Here is a 26,847-nt window from a genome sequence, read left to right on the forward strand (position 1 = left end):
GCCCCGGAGCTGGCAATGGCGCTCGGTAACCGGTCGTGGCGGCTTCTGGCGCAGGGTGAGGTGGAGAGTGCGCTGGTGGACATCGAGGATGCCGTGCGGCTGATCGAGCCGGCGGCGCAGGCGTATCCGGATTCGCTGTACGGGCGCTGGCACCGAATGATGCTGAAGCAGCGCCGTGTGGTGCGGGAAGCCGCGGGATGGAGCGAGGCTCCGCCGGACGGGACAGCGTCCGGTTAGGGGCGGGCGGTCCGGGTGGCGCAGGGCGGCGAACCCTCCCTCGCCTCCGGCGGGGGAGGGCGGGTGGGGTGGAGTGGTTGCGGTGGGCCCCCACCCAACCCTCCCCCACTGCGCGGGGGAGGGCTTTGGTCCTCCCACCGCGCCATGGGGACCGGGGCGGACGGTGGCGGGCAGGGCATGGCTGCCATGCGTCACGTCCGGGGGCGGTGGGGCGTCCTGGTCGTGTGATCCGCACCAGCGATAGGATACCCACCATGACCGTTCGCATTGATGTCCAGGCCGACGCTCCCGGGCTGTACGCCGCCCTTCTCACCGTTTCGACGGCCGTGATGAAAGCCGGCCTGCCGGAGCGGTTGCGGCACCTGATCGATCTGCGGGTGTCGCAGATCAACGGCTGCGCATACTGCATCGGCCTGCACACGGACTGGGCGCTCGGCGCCGGAGAGAGGCGGGAGCGGCTGGAGGCCCTGGCCGGCTGGCCGGACTCCGACCTCTTCGACGCGGCCGAGCGGGCGGCGCTGGCCTGGGCCGAGGCGTTGACCCGCTGCCGCTCCGACCAACTGGACGCCCTGCACGGGGACCTCCGGCAGCACTTCGACGCGGCGGCCGCGGCGGCGGTCACCATGGCGGTGGCGACCATCAACGCCTGGAACCGCATCGGCATCGCCCGGCACCGCGCCGCCGCCGCCGCCGCCCCGGCCACCGCCCCCGCCGCCGCGACCGCATGACCGGAGCCGCCGCCGCCGGCCTGGATGCCTTCATGGCGGAGCGGCCGCGGCTGCGCGCGCTGGCCTACCGCATGCTGGGCTCGCTCAGCGATGCCGACGACGTGGTGCAGGAGGTGTGGCTGCGCTGGGCCGCGGCCGACCGCAGCGGCGTGGCGGCCCCCGCCGGCTTCCTCACCACCGTCACGGCGCGGCTGGCGCTCGACCGGCTGCGTGCCGCCCGGGCCAGCCGGGAAACCTATGTGGGCACCTGGCTGCCGGAACCGGCGGTGGTGCCCGCGGACGGACGCGGGGAGGGGGCGGGGGCGGGGGAGGACTCCGTCCCCCTGGCCCTGCTGACGCTGATGGAGCGCCTGACGCCGGAGCAGCGCACCGTCTACGTCCTGCGCACGGCGCTGGAGATGGACTACGCCGCCGTTGCCGGCGTGCTCGGCCGGTCCCCCGACGCCTGCCGGCAGATCATGCGCCGCGCCCGCGACGCCCTGGCCGGGCCGCCGCGCTTCGCCCCCGACCGGGGGATCGTCGGGCGCATCGCCGAAGCCTTCCGCGACGCCTGCGACGCCGGCGACCACGCCCGCCTGGTGGCGCTGCTGGCCGGCGACGCGGTGATGCTGGCCGACGGCGGCGGGGTCGTGCGCACCGCCCTGAACCCGATCCGCGGCGCCGGGCGCATCGCCCGCCTGCTGCTGGGGCTGCGGCGCAAGCACGGGCTGACCCTCGCGGCCGAGCCGCTGCGCGTCAACGGCGGCCCCGGATTCGCCGTGCTGCTGGGCGGCCGCTTTCACGGCGTGCTGGCGCTGGACACCGACGCCGGCGCGGTCACCCGCCTGTATCTGATGGTCAATCCCACGAAGCTGCACACGGTCGGGGGCCCGGCAGCCGGTCGCTGATCGCGGCCGACCCTGCGACCATTTGTCGCATTAAACTGCGAATGCGAATCATCCTCATTCGCATTGCCGAGGCGGGCCGTTCGTTCTATACGGACGGGATCGTTCGTTCGGGAACGTTTCCGGCTCGGGGGGCCGGGGCGGCCCGAACCGGCTATTCCTTGAGGGAGTTTCGCACGTGCGCACGCGCATGCCGGGGGCGCCGTTTGCCGCCCTGTTCCTGACGACGGCCCTGTCGACCATGGCCCTGCCCGCCGCCGCCGATGACCGGTCCGAGCTGGCACAGGTGCTGGACCCGCTGACCGTGACGGCGAGCCGGACGTCGCTCCACTCCACGGCCGAGGCGCCGGCCTCCGTCACCGTCATCGACGCCCGCGAGGCGGTCGCCAGGGGGGCGACCAACATCCTGGACGCGGTGCGCGGGGTTCCCGGCGTCACGCTGAAGGGCCGCGGCGTCGGCGGCCGCAAGACGTTCAGCATCCGCGGCGCCGAGGGCAAGCACACGCTGGTCCTCATCGACGGCAAGCGCGTCGCCGCCACCGACGACGTGGTCGGCCATTCCGATTACCAGTACGACTGGATTCCCCTGGACGCCGTGGACCGGATCGAGGTGGTGCGCGGGCCGATGTCGGCGCTCTACGGCTCCGAGGCGGTGGGCGGCGTCGTCAACATCATCACGAAGAAGGCCGCCAAACAGTGGACGGGCGGCGCCACCGCCCGCGGCGATCACGTGTTCGACGACGGCGGCAACAGCCGCCAGTTCGCCGGCTCCGTGCGCGGGCCGATCGGCGAGCGGGTGACCCTGTCCGCCTTCGCCGAGGACTACCGCCAGGCGGACACGCCGCTGAAGGAAGACCCGCTGCTGTCGGAGATCGAGGGGCGCCAGCGCCGCACCGGCATGCTCGGCCTGACGGTGGAGCCCTTCGACGGCCACACCGTCGACCTGAACGTGCTGGAATCCTTCGAAGAGCGCTGGCGCGACAACCTCTCCACCAGCGGCGGCCGGCGCACCTATTACCGGGACGAGTACGAGCTGCGGCGCCGCCAGCGCTCCGTCGGCTACGCCGGCGACTGGGGCCCGGCGCGCACCGAGCTGCGCTACACCGCGGTGGAGTTCGACGTCTCCAACGAGCGTTCCCGCGGCGTCACGCCGACCCGGCCGCAGAACCTGAAGGACCGCATCCTCGACGGCACCGTCGCGGTGCCCCTGTTCGATTCCCACCTGCTGACCGTCGGGGCGGAGCACCGCAAGGAGACGCTGACCAACGCCGGCCTCGCCGGCGGCAGCGACAGCGCGCTGCACCGCGCGGTCTACGCTCAGGACGAAATCGCGCTGACCGACGCCCTGACCCTGACGCTGGGCGCCCGCCTGGACGACCACGAGATGTTCGGCAGCGAATGGAGCCCGCGCGCCTATCTGGTCTGGCGCGCCATGCCGTCTCTGGTCATCAAGGGCGGCTACGGCGAGGCGTTCCGCGCGCCGACGCTGAAGCAGATCTCGCCCGGCTATGTGGCGTCGGAGGGGCCGCACACCTTCTACGGCAACGCCAACGTCAAGCCGGAAACCAGCCGGTCGTGGGAGATCGGTTTCGACTGGACGCAGGGCGGCACGTCGGTGAGCGGTGCGGTCTTCACCACCTCCATCGAGAACCTGATCGAGACGCGGCTGATCCGCAGCGTCGGCACCCGGCGCGAGTACATCTACGACAACGTCAGCGAGGCGCGCATCCGCGGCGGCGAACTGGCGGGACGCCGGGAGCTGGGCGCCGGCTTCGCCCTGGCGGGCAGCTACACCTATCTCTACGCCACCAACGAGGACACCGGGGCGACGCTGGCCGACCGGCCGCGCCACAGCCTGACCGGCACCCTGTCCTGGGCCGACGGCCCGTGGTCGCTGGGCCTGACGGCCGAACACATCGGGCGCCAGTACATCGAAGCCACGGCCGGCCCCGAAAAGGCGCCGTCCTACACCCTGTGGCACCTGGCCGGCTCCTACCAGGTCAACGACAACGTCCGGGTGCGCGCCGGCCTGCGCAACATCGGCGACGTCCGGCTGGCCGAGGAATCGCCCCTGTTCGGCTATTCCGAGCAGGGCCGGACCGTCTACGTGGCGCTGGGCGCCAGCTTCTGATCCGGCCGGGAAAGGACTCCCCCCGATGCTCCGCTTCTGCCTGTCCCTTCTGGTGCTGCTGCTGGCGATGGCCGAACCGGCCGCCGCCCGCAGCGTGCTGTTCCTCTACACGCCCCCCGTCCAGCCCGGCAAATTCCAGCGCATGGAGCCGCTGGCGCAGGCGGCGGGCGTCATCGTCGCCCACCGCGCGGTCGACGACCTGAACCTCGAAACCGCCGCGGCGGAGTTGCAGGCGTACGACCTGGTCATCGTCGACGCGCCCTACGGCATGACGCTGCAAAGCGCCAGGGCCAAGCTGTCGCCGGTGCTGGGCGCGGTGTCCACGCCCTGGCTGTGGGTGCGCAACGACGGCTATGAGGAGCGCGGCCTCGGCGCCGGGCCGGCGGAACGGCTGGTCCCTTATTACCGCAACGGCGGGCGGTGGAACGTCGCCGGCCTGTTCTGCCAGTTGAACGCCGGCGTCTTCGCCCCGCCGGCGGCGGCGGGCGACCTGCTGGCCCCGCTGGCGCGGCTGTGGAGCGGGGCGGAGGCCGGCTGTCCGGCCGCCCGCGTCTTCCCGGATTCCGCCATCTACCACCCCGAATACGAGGACGGCGTGTTCCCCGACTTGTCCGCGTACCTCGCCTGGCGCGGCGTGGACCCCGCGGCGGGGCGGCAGGCGGTGGGCATCCTGTTCCACCAGGCGTACATGGCCGCGGGGCTGACCGGCTTCCTGGACGACATGATCCGCCGCATCGAGGCCGCGGGGGCGGTGGCGGTGCCCGTCTACACCCCGGCCATGGAAAACGGCGCGATCACCCGGCTGGTGACGCTGCCGGGCACCGGCCGGCCCTTCACGGACGCGCTGATCAACACCCAGATCCTGCTGAACCCCGAGGGCCGCAAGGCGGAGTTCGAGGCGCTGGGCGTGCCCGTTCTCCAGGCCATGCCCTACCGCAAGGGCGAGGAGGCGGACTGGCGCGCCGACCCGGTCGGCCTGACCCCCACCGACGTGCCCTTCTACCTGGCGCAGCCGGAGTACGCCGGCGTCATCGACCCGCTGATCGCCGCCTACACGCGCGAGCGCGACGGCGACATCGTCGCCATGGACGCGCAGGCGCAGGCGGTGGTCAACAAGGCGGCGGCCCTGCTGCGCCTGCGCCGCCTCGCCCCGGCGGAGCGCCGGACGGCGTTCCTCTACTGGAACTACCCGCCCGGCGAGACCAACCTGGGCGCCTCGTTCCTCAACCTGCCGCGCTCCCTGGCGACGGTGCTGGAGGCCATGGCCGGGCAGGGCTACGCCGTGGAGACGCCCGACGACGAGGCGCTGACCGCGTCCATGAAGGCCCTGCTCGCCCCCTATTACCGGGAAGGCCGGCTGGCCGATCTGCTGGACGCCGGGCTGGCGGAGACGCTGCCACTGGCGCGCTACCGGCAGTGGTTCAACGCCCTGCCGGCGGCGGTGCGGGAGCCGGTGACGCAGCGCTTCGGCCCGCCGGAATCCTCCGCCATGGCCACCGTGATCGATGGCGAGGCGGTGTTCGTGGTGCCGCGCCTGGCGCTCGGCAACGCCGTGATCCTGCCGCAGCCGCCGCGCGGCGAGGCGTCGGACGACCGGGAGAAGGCGCTCTACCACGACACCCGGGTGCCGCCCTCGCACTTCTACCTCGCCGCCTATCTGTGGGTGCGCGAGGGGTTCGGCGCCGACGCGCTGGTCCATTTCGGCACCCACGGCACCCAGGAATGGCAGCCGGGCAAGGAACGGGGGCTGGCGGTCACCGACTATCCCTATCTGGTGCTGGGCGACACGCCGGTCCTCTACCCCTACATCGTCGACAACATCGGCGAGGCGACGCAGACCAAGCGGCGCGGCCGCGCCGTCGTCATCTCCCACAACACCCCGTCCTTCGCGCCGGCCGGGCTGCACGGCGAGATCAACCGGCTGCACGACCTGCTCCACACCTGGATCAACATGGACGAGGGGGAGGTGAAGGCGAAGACCGCGGCCGAGATCAGGGCCGTGGCGGTGGCCGAGAACCTGCACAGCGACATGGGCTGGGACGCGGCGCGCATCGACGCCGATTTCCGCGGCTTCGTCGACGCCCTGCACGTCATCCTGCACGATCTGGCGCTGCACAACCAGCCGCTGGGACTGGCCACCTTCGGCGCGCCGGCGGAGCCCGACCTGCGCCTGTTCACGGTCATGCAGATGCTGGGGTGCCCCTTCCTGAAGGCCCTGATGCCGGACGATCCGGAAGAGATGGTGGTGGCCGACTACAGCCTGCTGAAGGAGACGCCGGCGTGGACGCTGCTGGAGCGCCACGTCCGCGCGGGCGAGCCCTACGACGGCGGCGACGCCGCCCTGGCGGACCTGCTGGAAACGGCGCGCAGCCACTGGCGGGCGCTGGGCGAGAACCGGGAAATCGCCGGGCTGCTGGCCGGGCTGGAGGGGCGCCACGTCCCCACCGGCTATGGCGGCGACCCCATCCGCAACCCCGAGAGCCTGCCGACGGGCCGCAACCTCTACCCCTTCGACCCCTCACGGGTGCCGACGAAGCAGGCGTGGGAGGCCGGGCGCGAGGCGGCGGAGAAGCTGATCGCCCAGCACCGCGACACCCACGGCGCCTATCCCGACAAGCTCGCCTTCACGCTCTGGTCGGTGGAGACCATGCGCCAGTTCGGCGTGCTGGAGGCGCAGGCTCTGGCCGCCATGGGCTTCCGCCCCGTGTGGAACGCCGGCGAGCGGGTGGTCGGCGTGGAGCCGATCCCGGCGGCCGAGCTGAAGCGGCCGCGGGTCGACGCGGTGATCTCCGCCACCGGGCTCTACCGCGACCACTTCCCGCAGGTCATGAAGCTGCTGGCCGAGGCCGCCCGGCTGGGCGGTGAGCTGGACGAGCCCGACAACCCCATCGCCGCCAACACCCGCGCCGTGGAAGCCGCCCTGCTGGGCCGGGGGGTGGCGGCGGCCGACGCGCGGCGGCTGGCGCAGACCCGCGTCTTCTCCTCGGAATCCGGGGCCTACGGCACGGGGCTGGACGACGCCACCCTGGCCACCGACACCTGGGGCCGCACCGCCGACGGCCGCGAGGACCGGCGGGAAGCGGACGCCAAGCTGGCGACGCTGTACCTGTCGCGCATGCAGTTCGCCTATGGCCCCGACGAAAGCACCTGGGGCGAGAAGCCGCCCGTCAACGCCTACGCCGAGCATCTGAAGGGCGTCGACGGGGCGCTGCTGTCGCGCAGCTCCAACCTCTACGGCATGCTCACCACCGACGACCCGTTCCAGTACCTGGGCGGGCTGAGCCTGGCGGTGCGCCACCTCTCCGGCACCTCGCCGGAGCTGTACATCGCCAACCTGCGCGAGGCGGGCAACCCGCGGGTGGACTCCGCCGCCGGCTTCCTGGCGACCGAGCTGAAGGCCCGTTATTTCCACCCCAACTGGATCGCGCAGATGCAGAAGGAGGGCTACAGCGGCACGCTGGAGATCCTCGGCACCGTCAACAACCTGTGGGGCTGGCAGGCGGTGGCGCCGGAGACGGTGCGCGACGACCAGTGGAACGAGGTCAAGGCCGTCTTCGTCGACGACAAGCACGGCCTGGGCGTCCGGGAATGGTTCGAGGCGCACAACCCCGCCGCACAGGCGCAGATCATCGAGCGCATGCTGGAGGCGGCCCGCAAGGAGTACTGGCAGGCCGACCCCGCCGACGTCGCCGCCCTGGCGCAGCGCTGGAAGGAGCTGGCCGACGCCCACGACGTGCGCAGCGAGAACGCGCTGTTCCGCGACTTCGTGGAGGCGGCGGCCGCGCCGGGCTTCGGCCTCGCCGCCGCCGCGGCCGCCGCGCAGGCGGCGGCGGCGGACGCGGCTCCCGCCGCCCCGGCCGAGACGGTGCAGGGCCAGCGCCTGGAGCTGCAGGAGACCGCGGCCGAGCCCGTGCCCTTCGACGCCTTCGCCCTGTGGTCCTTGCTGGGCACCCTGGGGCTGCTGGGCGCCGCCTTCGCGGCGGGGGTGGTCCACCAGGCCGCCCGCCGCCCCGTCACGACCTGATTGCCGAGGATACCGATCCGTGCAGATCGCCATTGAAACGTTGCTCTACCACGCCAGCCAGGTGTTCATGCTGCCGGTGCTGCTGGCGGTCATCGCGCTGGTGCTCTACGCCTTCTACGCGCTGGGCGCCTTCGCCTGGCAGGCGCGCCAGCGCCGCCGCGCGGGGGGTGCCGGCTTCGACCTGCTGGCGTCCTGGCGGGCCGATCCCTCCCTGACCCCGACGGCGCTGGAGACGCTGGCCTTCCGCCGGCTGGAGGCGCTGCGCATCGCCACCCGGGTGGCGCCCATGCTGGGGCTGGTGGCCACCATGATCCCCATGGGGCCGGCGCTGAAGGCGCTGGCCGACGGCCGGCTGGAGGCGGTCAGCGCCAACCTCACGGTGGCCTTCTCCGCGGTCATCCTGGCGCTGGTCGCCGCGTCGGTCACCTATCTGGTGGTCAACGTGCGGCGGCGCTGGTACGCGGAGGAGCTGGTCGACATCGAACGCCGGCGCACGCAGCGGGTCCCCGACGAGGGCCTGCCCGAGGCGGTGCACGGCCTGACCGGGGAGGCGGCGGACTGATGAGCCTGAAGCTGCTGGAGGACGCCGAGGCCGACGACCCGATCCTGTCGGTCGTCAACCTCATCGACGTGTTCCTCGTCATCATCGCCGCCCTGCTGCTGGCGGCGGCCAACAACCCGATGAACCCGTTCAGCCACGACCGGGTGACCGTCATCAGGAATCCCGGCGCCCCGGACATGGAGATCGTCGTCAAGGACGGCGAGCGGCTGGACCGCTACACCGCCACCGGCTCCATCGGCCAGGGCGAGGGCACCAAGGCCGGCGTCGCCTACCGCATGAAGGACGGCTCGATGGTCTACGTGCCGGAGTGAGGGGGCGCCATTGGCGGAATCCGGGTGATTCTCGCAGGTTCTTCGGCGATCGGGTGCAAGACCCTCACCGGTGCCGCCGGCGCGATCGTCGAACCGGTCGAGGGCGAGGAGATGGTCTACCGTGTCGCCGCCGGCATGGCGGCGGCGCAACCGGGCCTGCGCCTCAACCGGGAGGGCAGCCTGTCCGGCCTGTGCGTCACGCAGGCGCGGGTGCTCTATTGCGAGGATTCCGGGACCGACGACCGGGTCGACCGCGAAGCCTGCCGCGGGGTCGGCCTGCGTTCGATGGTGGTGGCCCCGCTGATCCATGCGGGGACGCCCGTCGGCGTGGTGAAGGTCGCGGCGCCATCGATGAAACGGTACACGGCGAGGAACGCATGATCACCCTCGGGATGGGCGCCCGGCCCATGCCCGCCGACGAAAAAGGGCTCCGCAAGCTGGTGAACGTCCTCAAGCTCCGCGAGCGGCCGGGAATGACGCAGGAAGCGTTCGCCGCAACCTACCGCATTCCGTTGGAAACGCTGCGGGATTGGGAGCAGCGGCGGAAGAACCCCGACGCGACGGCCCGCGCCTACTTGCAGGTGATCGACCATGATCCGCTGGGCGTCGCGGCCGTGGTGGCGCCGCGGGCCGCCTGAAGTCCATCACGCTTCCCGGTGTGATGCCCGGCGGACGGGCGGCACAGAGCCCGGCATCACGAGACCCGCCCCTTCGGGCCCTACCCCTGCGGCCGCGTGAAGTCCACCCGCTGCGGCCGGCCGGGGAGGGTCAGTTCGGCGGTCACCGGGGCGGTGCGCGCCACCACCCGGCCGCGGCGCAGCACGGCGAGGCGGGCGGGGCGGGTGCGCAGGGCCTCCACCGGGTCGGCGGCCTGGAGCACCACCAGGTCGGCGTGGCAGCCCGGCGCGATCCCGTAGCCGTCCAGGTGCAGCAGCGCCGCGGGGTTCTCCGTCACCGCGGCGAAGCAGGCGCGCATGGCGTCGACGCCGGTCATCTGGCCGACGTGCAGGCCCATGTGGGCGGCCTCCAGCATGTCGGCGGAGCCCAGCGGGTACCAGGGGTCCATGACGCAGTCGTGGCCGAAGGCGACGGTGAGGCCGGCCGCCATCAGCTCCGGCACCCGGGTCATGCCGCGGCGCCGGGGATAGGTGTCGTGGCGGCCCTGGAGCGTGATGTTGATCAGCGGGTTGGCGACCACGCCCAGGCGCGCCTCGGCCATCAGCGGGATCAGCTTCGAGACGTAGTAGTTGTCCATGGAGTGCATGGACGTGAGGTGCGAGCCGGTCACCCGCCCGTGCAGCCCCAGGCGCTGCGTCTCGTACGCCAGGGTCTCCACATGGCGCGACAGGGGGTCGTCGCTCTCATCGCAGTGCATGTCGACCGGCAGGCCGCGCTCCGCCGCGATCTCGCACAGCAGCCGCACCGACGCGGCCCCGTCGGCCATGGTGCGTTCGAAGTGGGGGATGCCGCCGACCACGTCGACGCCCATATCCAGCGCCCGCGTCAGCCGGTCGACGGCGCCGGGGGAGCGCAGCACGCCGTCCTGCGGAAAGGCGACGAGCTGCAGGTCGAGATAGGGGGCGACGCGCGCCTTCACGTCCAGCAGCGCCTCCACCGCCAGCAGGCGCGGGTCGCAGACGTCCACGTGGCTGCGGATCGCCAGCAGGCCGCGCGCCACCGCCCAGTCGCAATAGGCCAGCGCGCGCTCCACGATGGCGTCCTGGACGAGCTGCGGCTTCAGTTCCCCCCACAGGGCGATGCCCTCCAGCAGCGTGCCGGAGCGGTTCACCCGCGGGATGCCGTAGGTGAGGGTGGAATCCATGTGGAAATGGGCGTCCACGAAGGGCGGCGTCACCAGCCGCCCGGTGGCGTCGATCTCCTGGGCGGCCGCGCCGGGCAGGTTCGGCTCCACCGCCGCGATGCGCCCGCCGCTGACGGCGATGTCCATGCCGGTCCGCCCGTCGGGCAGGGTGGCGCGGCGCAGGACCAGGTCGAACATGGGCAGGGTTTCCCCGAAGGCGCGGTGCCGGACCGCGGGGCAGTGACTGTAGCGCCCGCTCCGCGGCCGCGCCACCCCCGGCGTGTCGGGAGGCGCCGCCGCGGCACGCCGGACCGCCCCGGCTGTTCCCGCCGGAGAGATGCATGGGGTGCAAGGGCATGTGGGACCGGATCCGGAACACCTGGGAAGGACTGCGCAGCGGCCTCTGGCTGGTGCCCGTCGGCATGGGGTTGCTGGCGTTCGCCCTGTCGCGGGGAGCGCTGATGATCGACGCCGCCGTGCCGGACGCCGCGCAGGCGTTTCCCCGTTTCCTGCACGGCGGCAGCGGCGACGACGCCCGCAACCTGCTGACCGCCCTGGTCACCGCGTTGCTGTCTCTGGCCGGCGTCATGTTTTCCATCACGATGGTGGTGCTGACGCTGGCGGCCAACCAGTACGGGCCCCGGCTGGTCCGCACCTACACGGGCGACCTGAAGACGCAGGCCGCGCTCGGCACCTTCATCCTGACCGTCGTGTATTGCCTGCTGGTTCTGCGTGCGGTCGGGAAGGACATGCCGGCCGAGGCCGTGCCGCAGGTGGCGGTGACCCTCGGGCTGGTGCTGGCGATGCTGTGCCTGCTGGCGCTTCTGATGTTCCTCGGCGTCGTTACGCGCCTGATCGTTGCCGACGCGGTGATCGCACGGGTGGCCGAGGAACTGGACGACGTGATCTCCGGCCTGCCGCCGGCCGCGGATACGCCCGCACCGGAGTGCGCGGGGCCGGAGCACCGGGTGGCTGCGGACGGGGAGACGCACCCGGCCATCATCCGCTCCCGCGACGAGGGATACGTGCAATCCATCGACTGCGCCGCCCTGGTTGCGGCGGCGGAGCGTGCCGGCGCCCTCATCCGCCTGGACTATCGGGCGGGAGCCTTCATGTGCCGGGAGGGGTGGCTGGCCCGGGTGCAGCCCGCCGACGCCGTGACGCCGGACCTGAGCGCATGCATCCGGCGGGCCATCATCATCGGAGTGCGGCGAACGCCCACCCAGGACCTGGAATTCTCCGTCCGCCACCTCGTCGACGTGGCGCTGCGCGCCCTGTCGCCGGGCATCAACGATCCGAACACGGCCCTGGCGGTGATCGACCGGCTGCGCGGAGCCCTGGCGCGGATCATGGCCCGGCGGCTGCCCGGTGCCGTCCACCGGGACCGGAGCGGAGCGGTGCGGCTGCTGGTCGACGGGACCGACTTCGACGGGCTGATGAACGCCGCCTTCCACCAGATCCGCCAGGCGGGCGCGGCCAAGCCGGCGGTGGCGATCCACCTGCTGGGCAGCATCGCCCGCCTGGCCGAGCACGTCCGCACCCCCAGGCAGCACCGGACGCTGCTGCGCCACGCGGAGATGTCGGCCGCGGCGGGCCTGCGTCACGCGGAGGACCCCAACGACAAGGCCGACATCGGCGCGGCGCTGGCGGCCACCCGCGGCAAGCTGGCGGCAACGGCCCCGGACAGCGCGGACCCGCGGGCGCGGGCGAACGACGCCGGTCCCGATTCGTTCCCGCGGGCATCTTGATCGGCGGCCAAACGACCCCATATCGGTAATCGTTCCCGATTCTTCCAGTCACACCTTCGGGCTGCCCGCGGGGCGGCGCGACGGATCCGTCGTCCGCTCATGTGGGGGTTGTCCGTCGGGAACGCCAGTTGGGGGAGACCGATTTGACTCATCCGATCGCCAACGACGTCACGCTCGACCTGTACCTCAGGGACGCCCGCCGTTACGCCTACCTGACGCCGGAGGAGGAGCTTGACCTGGCGCAGCGCTGGCGCAACGGGCAGGACGCCCGTGCGTTGGACCGCCTGGTCGGCGCCCACCTGCGTCTGGCGTTCAAGGTGGCCAAGGGGTTCCAGGGCTATGGCCTGCCGCTCGCCGATCTGGTGGCGGAGGCCAACCTGGGCCTGATGACGGCCGCCCGCAAGTTCGATCCGGACAAGGGATTCCGCTTCGCCACCTACGCCACCTGGTGGATCCGCGCCGCCGTCCAGGAATACGTCCTGCACAACTGGTCGCTGGTCAAGATCGGCACGACGGCGGCCCAGAAGAAGCTGTTCTTCAGTCTGCGCCGCCTGAAGGCGGGCATGCGCGAGCTGGAGGGCGGCGACCTGACGCCGGAGGCCGTCACCAGCATCGCGACCACGCTGGACGTGCCGGAGTCCGAGGTGGTGTCGATGAACCGCCGTCTGGGCAACGACCGGTCGCTGAACGTGACCCTGGCCGAGGACTCCGACATGGAGTGGCAGGACCTGCTGGCCGATGAGGACCAGAACCAGGAGCGCGCCCTGGCCGAGTCCGAGGAGCGCAGCCAGCGCCTGGACTTCCTGAAGCTGGGCCTGGACGTGCTGGACGACCGCGAGCGGCAGATCCTGGTGGCCCGCCGTCTGAGCGACGAGCCGCAGACGCTGGAGGAGTTGAGCCAGGTCCTGAAGGTCTCGCGCGAGCGGGTGCGCCAGTTGGAGGTCCGCGCCTTCGAGAAGGTCCGCAAGGCCGTCGTCGGCCTGGCCCGCGCCCGCGAGGCGGGTCTGCCCTTGCTCGGCGGCGCGGTCCCGGCCTAACCTGTTCCGCGCACCACCGCCGCGGCGCCCCGATGCGGGTGCCGCGGCTTTTCTTTGCCTGCGATCCTTACGCCCCGGCCGCGGCTTCCCGCCGCTCCACCAGCAAGCCGCACCGATCGCCGTAAAGCAGACGCACCGCATCACGGTCGTTGCCGCCCTTCCGCCGTGCCTGCCCGGTCCACATGTCGTCGACCCGCTCCGCCAGGAACACGACCCGGTCGCGGTCCAAGCCGCGGGAAACGGGTTCCGGCAGCTCGGCCATCAGCCGATCGAGCCGGCTCCGGTCTCCCTCGGGGGCGATCAGCGGCAAGGGGCAGCGGCATTCGCTGGCTTCCACCGGGAACGCCTCGCCGTCCCGCGCGCCGAGCAGCCGCGTCCGGCCGTCCTCCACCACGGCCAGGATCACCGAATGGCCATCGAGCAGGCGGGTGCGGGGCTCGCCGTCCGCCCCGGCCCCTGCCTCCGCCGCGTCCGACCAGTCGTTCAGCAGCCCGTCCCGGAAACTCAACCGTGCGCGCCGGCCGGCCGCCCGCTCCTCCGCGTCCGCGCCCTGCGCCGCGTGGTGGCGGCCCAGCAGTTCCGGAGGCACTCCCTCCGGCGGGTCCGCGTACACCGCTTCCAGCAGCGGGCGCAGGTCGCGGGCGAGGATGAGTGCGGGATCGTCGCAGCCGCGTCCCGGAATGCCCGCCGGGTCGAGCAGGTGGCGGGCGGACAGCCACAGGCGGGCATCGTCGTCGTAGACCGCGCCGGCCCGGCGGAAAAACGACGCGTACCAGTGCCGGCCGGCCGGTCGCAGGGGAGGGGTGAACAGCAGCGCCGGACTGTCGGGCCGGCGGTCGACGCCTTCGTCCGTCAAGGCGCCGTCGGCGGTGCGGGCGTGCCGCCGCCGTCGTCCCAGGCGCTGGATGATGGAATCCGCCGGCGCCAGGTCGGTCACCATCTCGTCGGCGTCCAGGTCCAGGCTCTGTTCCGCCGCCTGTGTGGCGATGACCAGTCGGCCCCGCCGCGCGCCGGGCGGTGTGTGCTTGCCCAGAGCCGCCATCAGTTCCGCTTCCCGCGCCGCCCGGTCGGCCGGCAGGAATCGGGCGTGGTACAGCAGCGGTTGGTGGGCCGCCAGGCGGCGCCAGGCGGCGACCGCGTCGTCCACCGTGTTGCGGAACCAGATCACCGAGCGGCCCGCGGCGATCCACGCGCCGATCCGGTCTTCGACCGCTGCCAATGAATGCACCGCCTCGAAACGGACCGGACGGGTGCCCGGTCCGGGGACCGCAGCCACCGGGTGCCGGACGATCCCGCTGCGGCTCACCAGGGTCAGCAGCGGATAGGCGCCCGGCCCGGCGCCGTCGCCCGCCTCCGCCACGCCGGGCCAGCCCGCCCCTTCGGCGTAGGCGCGGATCAGGGCGGCGCGGGCCCGGGCGGTCAGGGTGGCGGACATCAGCACCACCGGGTCGCCCGTCGATCCCTGCCAGCGCAGCAGACTCTGCAACAGCGCCTGCATGTAGTCGTCGTAGGCGTGCACCTCATCGACCAGCAGCACCTTGCGCCACAGACCGGCCAGCCGGACCGTGGCGTGGCGGGTGCGCAGGGCGCCGGCCAACGCCTGGTCCACGGTGCCGACGCCGACCTCGGTCAGCAGGGCCCGGCGGGAGGAGGAGGCGAACCAGCCGCTCGCCATGCCCTCTCCCTCCTCCACGCCGGCCCGGGTGGGGGCGAAGCGGAAGGTCCGGTGCCGGTGGCGCCGGCTGTGGGCCAGCATCACCTGCGGGGCATCTCCGAACAGTTGCTCGCCGTACGGCACGGTGCCGTCGGCCGCGAACTTGCGGTCGAAGGCCGCATCGGCGGTCGCCATGGTGGGCAGGCCGGCATAGACGCCGTCCGCCCGTCCGAGAGCGACCAGCCGCTGCACGATCAGGTCGCCGGCCTCGGTCTTGCCGGCCCCCGGCAGATCCTCGATCACCACCAGCAGCGGCCCGTCGGGCAACGCGCCGGCCGTGAACAGACGGTCCGCCAGCGCCTGCAAAGGGGTCGGTGCCGGGGGTGCGCCGGATCGGGCGAGCCGGGGAAACAGGTCCCGGAAGGCGGCCGGCGGGCGCGGCGCCAGACGGCGGAACGGGGATGGCTGCACGTCATCCAGCACCCGTTCGGCCGTGGGAAGGGCGGTGCCGGTCCAGTACGCCCGGAGATCGCAGGGTTCTTCCCGGTACACGAAGGCGTCGGCGGAGCCGAGCCAGTCGCTCAGGATGAACAGCCCGTTCAGCAGAGGCGACAGGCGCTTCAGGCCCGCCCCGTCGGGCAGTCCGTCGCGCCACCCGAACAGGTCGGCCATCGCCCCGATCAGCGCGGCCGCTATGTCCGCATCCTCCGGCGTGCAGTCTCCGGCACGCCGCAGCATCAGGAACGTCGGCGGGTTCACCGGGGGACAACCGTGGTGGCCGGTGCTGACGGCGAACAGCAGCCGCGTTTCCGGCCAGTCCGCCAGCGCTGCGGGAAGGCCGCACGCCTGCCGCCGCTTCACCAGCAGCTCCGTCGCCAGGGCCTGGCCCACCGCATCGTGCCGGGGGCGGCAGGGCAGCCGTTCCATCGGCACCTGCCCCGTGCGCCGGGCAGCGTCGGGGTTCAGCGCCTGAAACCTCGCCCCCGCCTTCCCCAGGTCGTGCAGCGCCAGCACCGTCGTCAGCATGCGCACGGCATCGTCCACCGTCATACCCAGCCCGTCCGCCAGCGCGTCGCGCAGGGTCGGCCGCCGCGTCAGCCCGACCGCCAGCACCGCCGCCACATCCAGCATGTGAAAGGGCAGCAGGTGACAGCGCTCCGCCTGACGTGCCTTGCCCCAGCGGCTAAAGATGGTGGTCATCCGCAACCCTGGTTGTGTGATGGCCATGCATGAGTCAGTATGACGAGAGCGGGATGTCGCGCACAATCGCCAATGGCGGCCGATCATTCTTGAATGGTGAGGAAGCGTCCCGTGTCGGCGCCGTAATCCCTGCCGATGCAGGGGACAAAGCGGACTGCTCCGCAGACCCGGACTGACTTGGGTTCATCCCGGAGTGTTCCGGGGGTGCTGACACGGGACGGTGTTCCGCCGGTAGAGCGATGCCGACACGCGTACGATGCATCAGGCCGGCGCGACCGGAAAGTGGAAATCCATCTTGGGCTGTCCGGCGGTGGATCGTTCCGGTATCGTAGGGGTGGTGAGGTTTTTTCAGACACGAACAGACTTGATGCAATCAGCGTTGACTCCCGGGTGCGCAAGCCGTACGGTTCAGTGTGTCCAAGATTCTTGCCGTACGGGTGCCATCCGCGGGGGAAAGACATGCACGACCCGGAGGTTCTGAATTTCCTGACGATCCCGGTTCCCGTGGTGCGCCGGTCCGGTCCGGGGCTGGCGACGCCGGCGGAGATCACCGCGGGCCATGCCGACGATCCGGTGGTGGGGGTGCGGCTGGGGCATCCCCTGGCCGATCGCGGGTTCGAGTTCCTGATGCGCGATCTTCTGCAAGCGGCCCTGGCGCCGGCCGATGCCGCGGCGTGGCGGCGGATGCTGTTCGATCCCCCCGAACCGGGGGATCTGGCGGAGCGGCTGGCGCCCTACCACCCCGCCTTCGGGCTGACGCATCCCGCCCACCCGGCGATGCAGGTTCGTCCCGATCCGCAGCGGCTGGCGCAGGCGGCCGCGCGCGCGCCGTCCCGGTCCCGCCGGCCCGCACCGGGCGACGATGATGATGACGGCGACGGCGGCGAGGCGGGGACCCTGCCGATCGCCGCCCTGCTGCCCGATCTGCCGACCGGCGAGGCGGTGAAGCAGGACGCCGATTTCTTCGTGCGCCGGGGCGGGGTCGAGGCCATCGGCGCCGCCGCCATCCTTCCGGTGCTGTACGCCCACATGGTGCTGTTCCCGCCCGGCGGCGGCGGCTATCTGGGCCTTCCGCACGGGGCGGACAGCATCAAGTTCCAGCTTCTCGGCGGGACCCTGTGGCAGACATTGTGGCTGAACGTCCTGTGCCGGGAGGCGGAAGGCGGGGGCGACGCCCGATGGCCGGCGCCGGTCGATGAAGGGACCTTTCCCTGGCTGGACCCTACGCTGGCGGTCATGCCGCTTGGCCGCAACGAGGACGGGGCGGCCCGGCCGGTCGGGCGGGGAGGGCTCCACCCGGCCCACATCCCCATGCCGCGCCGCTACCTGCTGGCACCGCCGGTGCCGGGGCGTTGCGCCCTGACCGGAGTGGAGGGGCCGGTCTTCACCGCCTACAGCCGGTGGCCCAAGGGGTTGCAGTACCAGCCGCAGGGCTGGTGGCATCCCGCGGTCTCCCGCATCGAGGACACTGCAAAGCCGGACGATCCGCCCCGGTTCGTCCGCGCCCGCGGCCCGCTGCGCTTCGACGACTGGCTGGAAACGGCGCTGCTGCGGGAGGGGGCGCCGCCCTCCGGCAAGGCGCAGGTCAAGCGGCGGCTGTTCCCGCCGGTCCTGCGCCAGTTTGCCAGCCAGCGCGACACCCTGGCGTCACCGCGCCCGGACGGGGCGGCCACCGCGGTGATGGAGGAGGGCATCTTCCGGGTCCGTGCCTTCGCACAGTTCAGTTTCGGCAAGGCGCCCGGCGGGATGAGCCAGCGGGAGCTTCCCGTCTGGCTGTCGCCGGAGCCGGGAGACACCGCATGGCTGGCGATGGAGGTGACGGAGGTCGCGGGGCTGGTGAACGACCTGGCGGGCAACCTGTTCGTATCGGCCCGCGCCGCCTGCACCCTCGGGCGGCGGGACGTGACGGCGGCCCTGCCCGACACCCTGAAGGACGCGCTGCTGGCGGAGATGGACGCCGCCGTGCTCGACCTGCCCGGCCGGCTTGCCGCCATCATCCGTGACCACGCCACCGACGCTGCGCGCTTCGCCGCCGCCGACGGGCACCGCCGGCGTCTGCTGACGCTGGGCCGCAACGCGGCGCTGCGCCTGTTCGACGACGCCTTTCCCATCGACGGAACCGGCCCCTCCGACGGCCGGCTGGCGGCGGAGCGGGCCGCGCTCGTCCGCCGCCTGCACGACACCCTTTCATTCGGACTCACCGCACAGGGGGCATCATGAGCGCCCGAGGCAATGCCACCGCCGCGAATGCGGCATCAGAGACATCCGCGAATGCGGCATCAGAGACATCCGCGGATGAGGCTTTGGCCAAAGCCATCCGCGACTGGCACCGGACCTTGCGGGATCAGCGGGGTGACCGTGCGGCCCTGCGCCGGGCGCAGACGGTCGATGACGTCTACGGGGTGCTGGCCTTCCATCACCTGTTGCGTCGCCTCGACACCATGCCGCCGGATGCGGCCGCCCGCGTCGCCATCGCCGTGGCCGAGCTGGACGGCGACAGCGGCCGGACGGCGCGGCGGCCCGGCGGCGCGCTCGGCCGGGACCTGGCGGCGCTCAGCGCCGACCGGCTGCGCCTGCTCTGCACGGCGGAGGAACCGGACGAGTTCCTGCGCCTGCTGCGCGGGGCCTTCCAGATTCTGAAGCGCCGGGCCCCGTTGGCCGACGTGGCCGCCGTGGTGGCGGACTGGCATTACCCGTCCGGCCGCGCCCGCGTCCGCCGCGAACTCTTCCTGTCCTATTTCGGCGCGAGCCTCGACGACGCGGCCGAAGACGATTCCGCCCCCGACCCGGAGACCACCGATGCCTGACAGCCTCCTGCCGCCCGCCGTGCGCGCCGATCTGCTGCAGTTCCACGTGCTCACGGCCTTTCCGCCCCACAACATCAACCGGGACGAGGACGGACGCCCCAAGACCTGCCGGTTCGGCGGCGCGGTGCGTGGCCGCATCTCCAGCCAGGCGCGGAAGCGGGCCCTGCGTTTCGCACCGCATTTCCCGGACGCGCAGCGCGCCACCCGCACCCGCGAAGCGGGGATCGAGGTGTTCCGTAGCCTGACGTCGGCAGGAATCGACGATGTATCGGCGCTTCTGGCGGCACTGGCCGTCAACATGGCCACGGGCGCCGGCGGCCCCGTGCCCAAGGAGGAGGACGTCCGCACCATCGTCTCCCCGGACCCGAAGAAGCAGAAGAAGGTGTTCGACGAGAAGGAGAAGACCCTGGCGGACGTCATGGCGAAGTACGGAATGGACCGTGCCGCCGCCGAGCGATACCGGCTGGAGCGTTACGCCGGAACGGAGCAGGGGTTGGTCATCGGCACGCGCGAGTTCGTCCGCATCCGCGAGGCTGTCGCCGCGTTGATCGACATCCGGGCACGGGACCCGGACGCCTTCCCCGACGCGTTGCAGGGCTGGGTCCGTGCGGTTTGCCGCGACGGCCTGCTGACCCGCGCCGACCACGACCTGGACACCGCCCTGTTCGGCCGGATGGTCGCCGCGGATCCTGCCTTCAACGTCGAGGCCGCCTGTGCCGTCGGCCACGCCTTCACCACCCACGCCTTCATGACCGAGGGCGACTATTTCTCGGCCGGTGAGGAGCTGAACGTGCTGGGCGGGACGGGGGCGGCCATAACCTCCTACGCGTTCTTCGGCGGCGGGGTCTATTATCAGCACGCCGTTCTGGACCGCGGCCACCTGCGCGAAACCCTGTCCCGGGGGCGCACCGCGGAGGAGGCGGACCGGCTGGCGGTGGAGGCGGTGGACGCCTTCGTCACCGGCCTGCTGTTCGCCCAGCCCAAGGGCAAGCGCAACAGCCACGCCAGCGACGTGGCCGCCAGCTATGTGCTGGTCACCCGTGGCGGCGACCCGGCGATGAACCTGGGGCTGGCGTACCTTCAGCCGATCGATTCGCAGGGCGATATCATGCTGGCGTCGATCCGCCGCCTGGACGCCTTTCACGACACCGCGCGGTCGGCCTATGGCCTGTCCAACCGGGTGTGCGCCTTCAACGGCTACGGACCCGCCCGCACCGGCAACGCCCCGGCCGCGCCGGAGGTGTGGACGGTGGAGGAGTTGCGCCGCTTCGTGCTGGAGCCCGCCCGATGAGTGCACATCCAACGGGCACCGCCTTTCCCCAGGTCTGCTTCACGCTGATGGCCCCCTACGGGGCCTGGGGCGCCGCCTCCCTGTCGTCGGCCACGACGGCGTGGAAGGCGACCGAGTCGGACCCGCCGAAATCCGCCCTGATCGGCCTGCTGGGCGCGGCGCTGGGGCTGGAGCGCGGCGGTCTGGCGGCGCTGTCGGCGGCGCTGCGCGTCGCGGTGCGCACGGGCATCCGGCCGGTCCGCGACCCGCGCCCCGACTTTCACACGGTCAGCCGCGCCCGCCGGCCCGAGGGGCGCGGCCGGTGGAGCCGCTTCGAGGAGGTGCGTCCCGCCCTGGCCGGGCAGGAGCACACCGGCGCCCTGCTGTCGAAGCGGGAGTATTGGTCCTGCGGCCTGTGGACGGTGGCTCTGGCCGCCGTCGACCCCGACGCCGCCCCGCCGGATCGGCTGGCCGCGGCCCTGGCATCGCCGCGCTGGCCGCTGTACGCCGGGCGCAAGTCCTGCACGCCGGGCCTGCCGCCCGATCCGGAGATCGTGACGGCGGCGGGCCCGGCCGCGGCGCTGGCCGCCTATGGCTGGCCGTGGCAGCGGCGGCCCGCCATGGCGGCGGCCCTGGCGCCGCTGATCCGGTGGAAGGCCGAGCGGGGCGAGACGGAAACCCTGGCGTGGGACGAGGACTACCCGGGCGCGCCGGAGCCCGGCGACGGCCACACCGTGCGCGCGGTGCGCCGCCGCGACCTGCCGGACCCGCTGCCCCTGGACGGCGGGCGCATCTACCAGCGTTTCCGGGAGCGCACGGAGCGGCGCGCGGTCTTCCCCGCACCCCCCGACGAAGCGGAGGCGACATGAACGGCGCCGTGACGATCCCCGATGCCGACGCCCCGGCGGCGACCGGCAGCGAACCGCTGTGGGAAAGCCGGGTGGTGCTGACGCCGCGCGACCCGGCCGCCCTGCGCTCCATCCTCGGGGCGGACATGCGCCGCAGCGACGCCCAGTTTGCCCACCGCATGATCTGGACCCTGTTCCCCGGTGCACCGGCGGAGCGGCGCCAGGGCCTGTTCCTGTTCCATGTGGAGCGCAACCACCCCTTCACCGCCATCGTGCGGTCGCGCCGGACACCGCAGGACGGGCTGGGGGGCGTGTGGACCATCGAGCGCACGCGGCCGTTCGCGCCGGTTCTCGAAGCGGGGCAGCGGCTGCGGTTCCGCCTGCGGGCGGTGGCCAACCACTGGATTGCGCAACCCGGTGCCGTGCGGGGCCGCCGGGTGGACGTGGTCACCGCCGCGTGGGACCGGCTGGCGGAGGACGAGCGCACCCCCGACCGCCTGGAGGAGGCGGGGGAGCAGGCGGCCCTGGCGTGGCTGGCCCGCCAGGGGCAGCGGTGCGGTTTCGCCCCGCGCGACGGCGCGGTGGCGGTGCTGAACTACGACCTCACCCGTCTGCGGCCCGCCCGCCGGGGCAAGGACATCCGGTTCGGGGCGCTGACCTTCGAGGGGATGCTGACGGTCACGGACCCGGTGGCCATGCGCACGATGCTGGCCGACGGGGTGGGCGGCGGTCGCGCCTATGGCAACGGCCTGATGCAGATCGCTCCGGCCCCCTGACGGGGGCGGCATCCTTGCCGGTGCCGCCGTCTTCACCGGGCCGACGGATCCTGGACATGGTGAATCCCGATGGATTCCGCCGCCCGGCCAGCGGATCGGCCGGGCGGCGGCAAACCCCGCGCGGGATGGTGCCGCGCGGGCGAACGCGGCGATGGGACGAGGACGACGAGGAAAGGAGGTGCCGGCATGCTGAAAGGCCGTCTTGGGATCGACGAGGCCCGGATCCCGCAGAAATCCCGCAACGGGCTGATCTATGTGGAGCGCTGCCGGCTGTCCATCGACAACGGCAGCCTCGTCCTTGCCTTCGACGACAAGGGGGATGAGCTGGAATTGCCCTACCAGCGACTGAACGCCGTGCTGCTGGGACCGGGCAGCGCGATCACCCACGATGCGGTGCGCCATTGTTCGGCCCACGGGACCTGCATCGCCTTCGTCGGCACGGACGGCACCCGGCTGTACACCGCGCCGCCCCTGTTCGACCGGGACAGCACCCTGGCGCGGCAGCAGGCGACGTGGTGGGCGTCGGAGTCGACCCGGCTGATGGTGGCCAAGCGGATGTACGCCAAGCGCTTCGGGGAGACGCCGCGGGCGACCTCGGCCGACGCCCTGCGGGGCATGGAGGCGGCCCGCATCAAGAGGAGCTATGAACTGACCGCCGCGCAGGTCGGCATCGTCTGGAACGGGCGCCGCTTCGACCGTGCCGACCCCGCGGCGACCGATACCCCCAACCAGGCGATCAACCATGTGGTCACGGCCCTGGAGGCGTGCGTCGCCATCGCCGTCCAGGCCACCGGCACCCTGCCGCCGCTGGGTTTCCTGCACGAGGACAGTGCCAAAAGCTGGGTTCTCGACCTGTGCGACCTGTACCGCACGACGGTGACGGTGCCCCTGGCCTTCCGCTGCGCCAAGCGGATCGAGCAGGGCGCGGCGGACGGCCTGGACCGCCTCTGCCGCCGGGCCGTCTCGCGCCATGTCCGGGACACCCGCTTCATCGATACGGTCATCGACGACATCAAGGAGTTGCTGGCCTCATGATCGTGATCTGCCTGTCCGATACCGCCGACCGCTTCCACGGCTTCCTGCGCTCCGTCATGATGAACGTGCACCCCGGCGTGTACGTCAGCATGGATCTGGACGCCGGTTCGCGGGATCGCATCTGGACCATTCTTGAACGCTGGTGGGAGGCCGAACCGCAGGGCATGGCGGTCATGATCCACCGGGACAAGGACAAACCCATGGGCATGGACTTCCGCTCACTCGGCGCACCCAAACGAACCATTGTCGAATACGAGGACCATTATGCTCTGCATCGAAAAACCACAGAAACGTCCTAGACTTTCCGGAAAATATCGTGTTTCATGAAAGGCTTGGAAGCACGGTTGCCCCTGCATCCGCAGGGATGAACCCCCGGACGTCTGGGGCCGCGACCGCATCGCCCGGTTGCCCCTGCATCCGCAGGGATGAACCCCCGTGGGACATGGTCGTCGAGCACAGCAACATGTTGCCCCTGCATCCGCAGGGATGAACCCCCGTCTTCTGCGCCTTCTTCTTCAGTGCCGCCGTTGCCCCTGCATCCGCAGGGATGAACCCTGGTGGTGACCAGCGTCCCGTTCTCGACGCAGGTTGCCCCTGCATCCGCAGGGATGAACCCCCGCGGCCGCGGACCCTGACGGTGTTCTTCGCGTTGCCCCTGCATCCGCAGGGATGAACCCTGGAAAACGAGCACGTTGTGCTGCACCGGCTGGTTGCCCCTGCATCCGCAGGGATGAACCCCGGCCTACTTCCTCGACGGGGTGAAGTACGTGGTTGCCCCTGCATCCGCAGGGATGAACCCTACGCCGACGGCTCGGTGCAGCCGCTGCTGGTGTTGCCCCTGCATCCGCAGGGATGAACCCGAGAACGAGGCTGCCAAGAAGTCGCGCGCCGCGTTGCCCCTGCATCCGCAGGGATGAACCCGACAGGGCGCTTGCTCTATTCGGGTGATCGCAGTTGCCCCTGCATCCGCAGGGATGAACCCCAAAGAGAGATCGTGCGGGCGCTGCGTCAGTCGTTGCCCCTGCATCCGCAAGGATGAACCCCAAGACGTCGTGGTCCAAGCGCAGATGGGGACGTTGCCCCTGCATCCGCAGGGATGAACCCTTGGAGGGCAAAGAAGCGTCCATCCTTGATGCGTTGCCCCTGCATCCGCAGGGATGAACCCTCTGCCGAGCAGTATGCGGCCATCCTGGCGGAGTTGCCCCTGCATCCGCAGGGATGAACCGAAGCCGCTGGCCGAGTCCCGGACGGTCAAGGGGTTGCCCCTGCATCCGCAGGGATGAACCCATGCGATACCCCCATCCGGCCAGCCGGTGTTGGTTGCCCCTGCATCCGCAGGGATGAACCCCCAGCCGCCGGCTTTGTGGCGTCGATGTTGCTGTTGCCCCTGCATCCGCAGGGATGAACCCATGCGATACCCCCATCCGGCCAGCCGGTGTTGGTTGCCCCTGCATCCGCAGGGATGAACCCCCAGCCGCCGGCTTTGTGGCGTCGATGTTGCTGTTGCCCCTGCATCCGCAGGGATGAACCCTCTGCCGAGCAGTATGCCGCCATCCTGGGGGAGTTGCCCCTGCATCCGCAGGGATGAACCCCGCCAGGCGCCCCGCCGCCGCGCGGCCGTAGAGTTGCCCCTGCATCCGCAGGGATGAACCCAAGTCCCTGGAAGGCTTCGACTGGGCATGGGTGTTGCCCCTGCATCCGCAGGGATGAACCCCATTGATGTCTCCAGATCGTGGCCAGACAGCCGTTGCCCCTGCATCCGCAGGGATGAACCCGCCACCTGGGCTTGGTGGCAACGAGACAGTCCGTTGCCCCTGCATCCGCAGGGATGAACCCTTCGGGGCGCGCGTCGCGCGCGAACATGGTATGTTGCCCCTGCATCCGCAGGGATGAACCCTAGGACGCACTGGCGAAGGTCATCGGGGCGCGGTTGCCCCTGCATCCGCAGGGATGAACCCATGACGACACCACCTCGATCTGCACCGCCCAGGTTGCCCCTGCACTCCCGGGGATAAACTGCGGAGGCGATGGCGCGGCCGATGTGGCTGGTGTTGCCCCCGCACCCTCAAGGTCAAGCACCTCGCCCCGGCTCCCCGGGATTGCCCGGCTGGCCCGGTCCGGCATAAAAGGGGCGGGCCGGTTGGGGGCCGGGGGCGAAGCCGGTGCGGGGCTGCGGACCGTGATCGATTGCCGTGTGCCGGATACCGCCCGGGCGCGCTTGGACTGGACGCGGCTTGTGATAGGACCCGCCATGGATTGGGCTGCCGGTTACGTCGTAGACACCCTGTGCTCGCCCGGGTTCTACCGGGAGATGGCGCCGGCCTATGCCGGGTTCGCGGCGCTGCTGGCGGGGCGGCCGCCGGCGTTCGGGGAAGAGGGGCCGCGCGCGGCGCTGGAGCTGGGGTGCGGGGTCGGCTTCGGCACCGCCCTGCTGGCCGCCGCCAACCCCGACGGCGCCTGGACCGGCATCGACTTCAACCCCGACCACATCGCCGCCGCCGAGGCGTTCCGCGCTGCCGCCGGCCTGACCAACCTGACCTATCGCGACGCCGCCTTCGCCGACTACCGGCCGGACCCCGGCGCCTTCGACTACGCCGCCCTGCACGGCGTCTATTCCTGGATCGGCGAGGCCGACGCGGCGCACGTCGGGGCCATCCTGCGCGACGGGCTGGCGGTGGGCGGGGTCGCCTACGTCTCCTACAACGCCATGCCCGGCTGGGCGGCGGCGGTGCCGCTGCGCCGCCTGCTGGCGGAGCACGCCCGCCGCCAGCCCGGCACCGCCGCCGAGCGGGCGGTCGCCGCCGTGGCCTTCGCCCGCACCCTGGCCGACGCCGGCGCCGCGTGCTTCGCCGGCAACCCCGGCCTCACCGACCGCCTCGCCGTGATCGCCGGGCAGGACCCGCGCTACCTCGCCCACGAATACCTGAACGCCGCCTGGCGCCCGCTCTTCCACGCGGACGTGGCGGCGGAGCTGGGGGCGGCGCGGCTGACCCACGTCGCCTCCGCCGATCCGGTGGACGCCTTCCCTGACCTGACCCTGGCGCCGGAACTGGCGGAGCTGGTCGCCACCCGGCCCGACCGCATCATGGCCGAAACCGTGCGCGACCTCGCGATCAACCGCGGCTTCCGCCGCGACCTCTACGCCCGCGGCGCCGTCACCCTGACGTCGGCGGAGCGGCTGGAGCGGCTGATGGCGACCCGCATGGCCACACTGGTCTTCCCCGACGACCTGCGTCTGTCCGTACGCACCGCCGCCGGCGAGGCGGCGGCCGACGCGGCGGTGGCCCGGCCGCTGGTGGACCGGCTGTGGCGGGACGGCCCGCAGCCCCTGTCGGCCTTCGCCGGCGGCCCCGGCGGGACCGACGCCCTGCTGGCCGCCGTGGCGGTCCTGGTGCAGGGGGGCCAGATCCACCCGCTGGCCCGCCCGGCGGACGAGCGGGCGCGCGCCGTCGCCCGCCGCTTCAACGGCGCGGTGTGCGAGGCCACCCGCGGCGGGCGCGACCCCGGCTTCCTCGCCGCCCCCGCCATCGGCAGCGGCCTGCCCGCCGGTCCGCTGGAACAGGCGGTCTACCGCGCGCTTCTGCTCCGCGGGGCCGGTTGCGACGACGACGCGGCGCTGGCCGACGCCGTGCTGCCCGAGCTGGAGCGCGCCGGCCGGCCGCTGCTGCGCGACGGCCGCCCCATCGCCGACCCCGCCGAACGGCGGGAGGAGCTGCGCGCCCGCCTGGCCGTCCACCGCGCCCGCCGCCGGCCGGTGTGGCACGCGCTGGGCATGCTGTAGGCGGCGGCGGAAA

Annotated in this window: 21 protein-coding genes and 1 CRISPR repeat array; of the genes, 19 read left to right on the plus strand and 2 right to left on the minus strand. The window is 72.2% G+C overall.

All coding sequences use genetic code 11. From position 1 onward, the window contains the following. The 9 genes from G472_RS0129610 to G472_RS36445 all read left to right on the plus strand — a co-directional run. On the plus strand, window positions 1–237 hold a 237-nt coding region (locus G472_RS0129610; protein WP_211100277.1), incomplete at its 5' end, for a hypothetical protein. Between the two features lie 254 nt (window positions 238–491). Next, the gene (locus G472_RS36430) at window positions 492–965 is read left to right on the plus strand and encodes a carboxymuconolactone decarboxylase family protein (RefSeq protein WP_051341583.1); all 474 of its coding nucleotides are present in this window, start codon (window positions 492–494) and stop codon (window positions 963–965) included. Beyond that, entirely contained in the window at window positions 962–1,852 is an 891-nt protein-coding gene (gene sigJ / locus G472_RS0129625) for an RNA polymerase sigma factor SigJ (protein ID WP_029011293.1), read from the plus strand. The genes G472_RS36430 and sigJ overlap by 4 nt, the downstream gene beginning before the upstream one ends. 175 nt (window positions 1,853–2,027) lie before the next feature. Continuing rightward, window positions 2,028–3,980, plus strand: a complete 1,953-nt coding sequence (locus G472_RS36435; protein WP_211100278.1) for a TonB-dependent receptor domain-containing protein — start codon at window positions 2,028–2,030, stop codon at window positions 3,978–3,980. Between the two features lie 25 nt (window positions 3,981–4,005). Further along, window positions 4,006–8,004, plus strand: coding sequence for a cobaltochelatase subunit CobN (gene cobN / locus G472_RS36440; protein ID WP_051341585.1), 3,999 nt, complete (start codon window positions 4,006–4,008; stop codon window positions 8,002–8,004). A gap of 19 nt (window positions 8,005–8,023) precedes the next feature. Beyond that, a complete protein-coding gene (locus tag G472_RS0129640; RefSeq protein WP_029011294.1) occupies window positions 8,024–8,566 on the plus strand; it encodes a MotA/TolQ/ExbB proton channel family protein in 543 nt (180 codons plus the stop codon). Further along, window positions 8,566–8,877 carry a DUF2149 domain-containing protein gene (locus G472_RS0129645; RefSeq protein WP_029011295.1) on the plus strand — a complete coding sequence of 104 codons (312 nt, stop codon included), beginning with the start codon at window positions 8,566–8,568 and terminating at the stop codon, window positions 8,875–8,877. Before G472_RS0129640 ends, G472_RS0129645 begins: the two co-directional genes overlap by 1 nt. 24 nt (window positions 8,878–8,901) lie before the next feature. Then, on the plus strand, window positions 8,902–9,258 hold the full coding sequence (locus tag G472_RS0129650) for a GAF domain-containing protein (protein ID WP_029011296.1): 357 nt from the start codon (window positions 8,902–8,904) through the stop codon (window positions 9,256–9,258). Next, entirely contained in the window at window positions 9,255–9,515 is a 261-nt protein-coding gene (locus G472_RS36445; RefSeq protein ID WP_035694226.1) for a helix-turn-helix domain-containing protein, read from the plus strand. Before G472_RS0129650 ends, G472_RS36445 begins: the two co-directional genes overlap by 4 nt. Window positions 9,516–9,595: 80 nt before the next feature. On the opposite strand, the gene G472_RS0129660 is transcribed toward G472_RS36445, so the two are convergent. Continuing rightward, window positions 9,596–10,876, minus strand: coding sequence for an amidohydrolase family protein (locus G472_RS0129660; RefSeq protein WP_029011297.1), 1,281 nt, complete (start codon window positions 10,874–10,876; stop codon window positions 9,596–9,598). Window positions 10,877–11,019: 143 nt separating this feature from the next. Here G472_RS0129660 and G472_RS36450 point away from each other — a divergent pair, with 143 nt between their 5' ends. Further along, the gene (locus tag G472_RS36450) at window positions 11,020–12,426 is read left to right on the plus strand and encodes a DUF2254 domain-containing protein (RefSeq protein WP_051341587.1); all 1,407 of its coding nucleotides are present in this window, start codon (window positions 11,020–11,022) and stop codon (window positions 12,424–12,426) included. A gap of 143 nt (window positions 12,427–12,569) precedes the next feature. Further along, window positions 12,570–13,463 carry an RNA polymerase factor sigma-32 gene (locus tag G472_RS36455; protein ID WP_084536999.1) on the plus strand — a complete coding sequence of 298 codons (894 nt, stop codon included), beginning with the start codon at window positions 12,570–12,572 and terminating at the stop codon, window positions 13,461–13,463. A 67-nt stretch (window positions 13,464–13,530) separates the two neighbouring features. Here the strand turns inward: G472_RS36455 and G472_RS0129675 are convergent, their stop codons facing one another. Then, on the minus strand, window positions 13,531–16,317 hold the full coding sequence (locus G472_RS0129675; protein ID WP_029011298.1) for a CRISPR-associated helicase/endonuclease Cas3: 2,787 nt from the start codon (window positions 16,315–16,317) through the stop codon (window positions 13,531–13,533). 459 nt (window positions 16,318–16,776) lie between these two features. Here G472_RS0129675 and G472_RS0129680 point away from each other — a divergent pair, with 459 nt between their 5' ends. From G472_RS0129680 to G472_RS40735, 8 genes are all read left to right on the plus strand, one after another. Continuing rightward, window positions 16,777–18,537, plus strand: coding sequence for a type I-E CRISPR-associated protein Cse1/CasA (locus G472_RS0129680; RefSeq protein ID WP_029011299.1), 1,761 nt, complete (start codon window positions 16,777–16,779; stop codon window positions 18,535–18,537). Between the two features lie 83 nt (window positions 18,538–18,620). Next, window positions 18,621–19,124 carry a type I-E CRISPR-associated protein Cse2/CasB gene (casB, locus tag G472_RS0129685; RefSeq protein ID WP_029011300.1) on the plus strand — a complete coding sequence of 168 codons (504 nt, stop codon included), beginning with the start codon at window positions 18,621–18,623 and terminating at the stop codon, window positions 19,122–19,124. After that, window positions 19,117–20,415 carry a type I-E CRISPR-associated protein Cas7/Cse4/CasC gene (locus tag G472_RS0129690; protein ID WP_029011301.1) on the plus strand — a complete coding sequence of 433 codons (1,299 nt, stop codon included), beginning with the start codon at window positions 19,117–19,119 and terminating at the stop codon, window positions 20,413–20,415. Before casB ends, G472_RS0129690 begins: the two co-directional genes overlap by 8 nt. Beyond that, window positions 20,412–21,263, plus strand: a complete 852-nt coding sequence (gene cas5e, locus G472_RS37780) for a type I-E CRISPR-associated protein Cas5/CasD (protein ID WP_051341591.1) — start codon at window positions 20,412–20,414, stop codon at window positions 21,261–21,263. Before G472_RS0129690 ends, cas5e begins: the two co-directional genes overlap by 4 nt. Beyond that, window positions 21,260–22,018, plus strand: a complete 759-nt coding sequence (cas6e, locus tag G472_RS0129700) for a type I-E CRISPR-associated protein Cas6/Cse3/CasE (RefSeq protein ID WP_051341592.1) — start codon at window positions 21,260–21,262, stop codon at window positions 22,016–22,018. The genes cas5e and cas6e overlap by 4 nt, the downstream gene beginning before the upstream one ends. Before the next feature lie 186 nt (window positions 22,019–22,204). Next, complete coding sequence (cas1e, locus tag G472_RS0129705; RefSeq protein WP_029011303.1) at window positions 22,205–23,053, plus strand: type I-E CRISPR-associated endonuclease Cas1e; 849 nt, start codon at window positions 22,205–22,207, stop codon at window positions 23,051–23,053. Then, window positions 23,050–23,352 carry a type I-E CRISPR-associated endoribonuclease Cas2e gene (cas2e, locus tag G472_RS0129710; protein WP_029011304.1) on the plus strand — a complete coding sequence of 101 codons (303 nt, stop codon included), beginning with the start codon at window positions 23,050–23,052 and terminating at the stop codon, window positions 23,350–23,352. Before cas1e ends, cas2e begins: the two co-directional genes overlap by 4 nt. Before the next feature lie 44 nt (window positions 23,353–23,396). Continuing rightward, a CRISPR array of direct repeats spans window positions 23,397–25,011; the repeat unit is 29 nt; unit sequence GTTGCCCCTGCATCCGCAGGGATGAACCC. A gap of 293 nt (window positions 25,012–25,304) precedes the next feature. Continuing rightward, window positions 25,305–26,834 (plus strand): methyltransferase regulatory domain-containing protein, encoded by a 1,530-nt coding sequence (locus G472_RS40735; RefSeq protein WP_051341594.1) that lies wholly within the window; start codon window positions 25,305–25,307, stop codon window positions 26,832–26,834. Window positions 26,835–26,847 lie beyond the last annotated feature (13 nt).

Source organism: Azospirillum halopraeferens DSM 3675 (genome assembly GCF_000429625.1).
Classification (GTDB): domain Bacteria; phylum Pseudomonadota; class Alphaproteobacteria; order Azospirillales; family Azospirillaceae; genus Azospirillum; species Azospirillum halopraeferens.

Coding starts and splice junctions, on each gene's coding strand:
- G472_RS36430 (WP_051341583.1), top strand. CDS start 492: ATGACCGTTCGCATTGATGTCCAGGCCGACGCTCCCGGGCTGTACGCC.
- sigJ (WP_029011293.1), top strand. CDS start 962: ATGACCGGAGCCGCCGCCGCCGGCCTGGATGCCTTCATGGCGGAGCGG.
- cobN (WP_051341585.1), top strand. CDS start 4,006: ATGCTCCGCTTCTGCCTGTCCCTTCTGGTGCTGCTGCTGGCGATGGCC.
- G472_RS0129645 (WP_029011295.1), top strand. CDS start 8,566: ATGAGCCTGAAGCTGCTGGAGGACGCCGAGGCCGACGACCCGATCCTG.
- G472_RS36445 (WP_035694226.1), top strand. CDS start 9,255: ATGATCACCCTCGGGATGGGCGCCCGGCCCATGCCCGCCGACGAAAAA.
- G472_RS0129660 (WP_029011297.1), bottom strand. CDS start 10,876: ATGTTCGACCTGGTCCTGCGCCGCGCCACCCTGCCCGACGGGCGGACC.
- G472_RS36450 (WP_051341587.1), top strand. CDS start 11,020: ATGGGGTGCAAGGGCATGTGGGACCGGATCCGGAACACCTGGGAAGGA.
- G472_RS0129675 (WP_029011298.1), bottom strand. CDS start 16,317: ATGACCACCATCTTTAGCCGCTGGGGCAAGGCACGTCAGGCGGAGCGC.
- G472_RS0129680 (WP_029011299.1), top strand. CDS start 16,777: ATGCACGACCCGGAGGTTCTGAATTTCCTGACGATCCCGGTTCCCGTG.
- G472_RS0129690 (WP_029011301.1), top strand. CDS start 19,117: ATGCCTGACAGCCTCCTGCCGCCCGCCGTGCGCGCCGATCTGCTGCAG.
- cas5e (WP_051341591.1), top strand. CDS start 20,412: ATGAGTGCACATCCAACGGGCACCGCCTTTCCCCAGGTCTGCTTCACG.
- cas6e (WP_051341592.1), top strand. CDS start 21,260: ATGAACGGCGCCGTGACGATCCCCGATGCCGACGCCCCGGCGGCGACC.
- cas1e (WP_029011303.1), top strand. CDS start 22,205: ATGCTGAAAGGCCGTCTTGGGATCGACGAGGCCCGGATCCCGCAGAAA.
- cas2e (WP_029011304.1), top strand. CDS start 23,050: ATGATCGTGATCTGCCTGTCCGATACCGCCGACCGCTTCCACGGCTTC.
- G472_RS40735 (WP_051341594.1), top strand. CDS start 25,305: ATGGATTGGGCTGCCGGTTACGTCGTAGACACCCTGTGCTCGCCCGGG.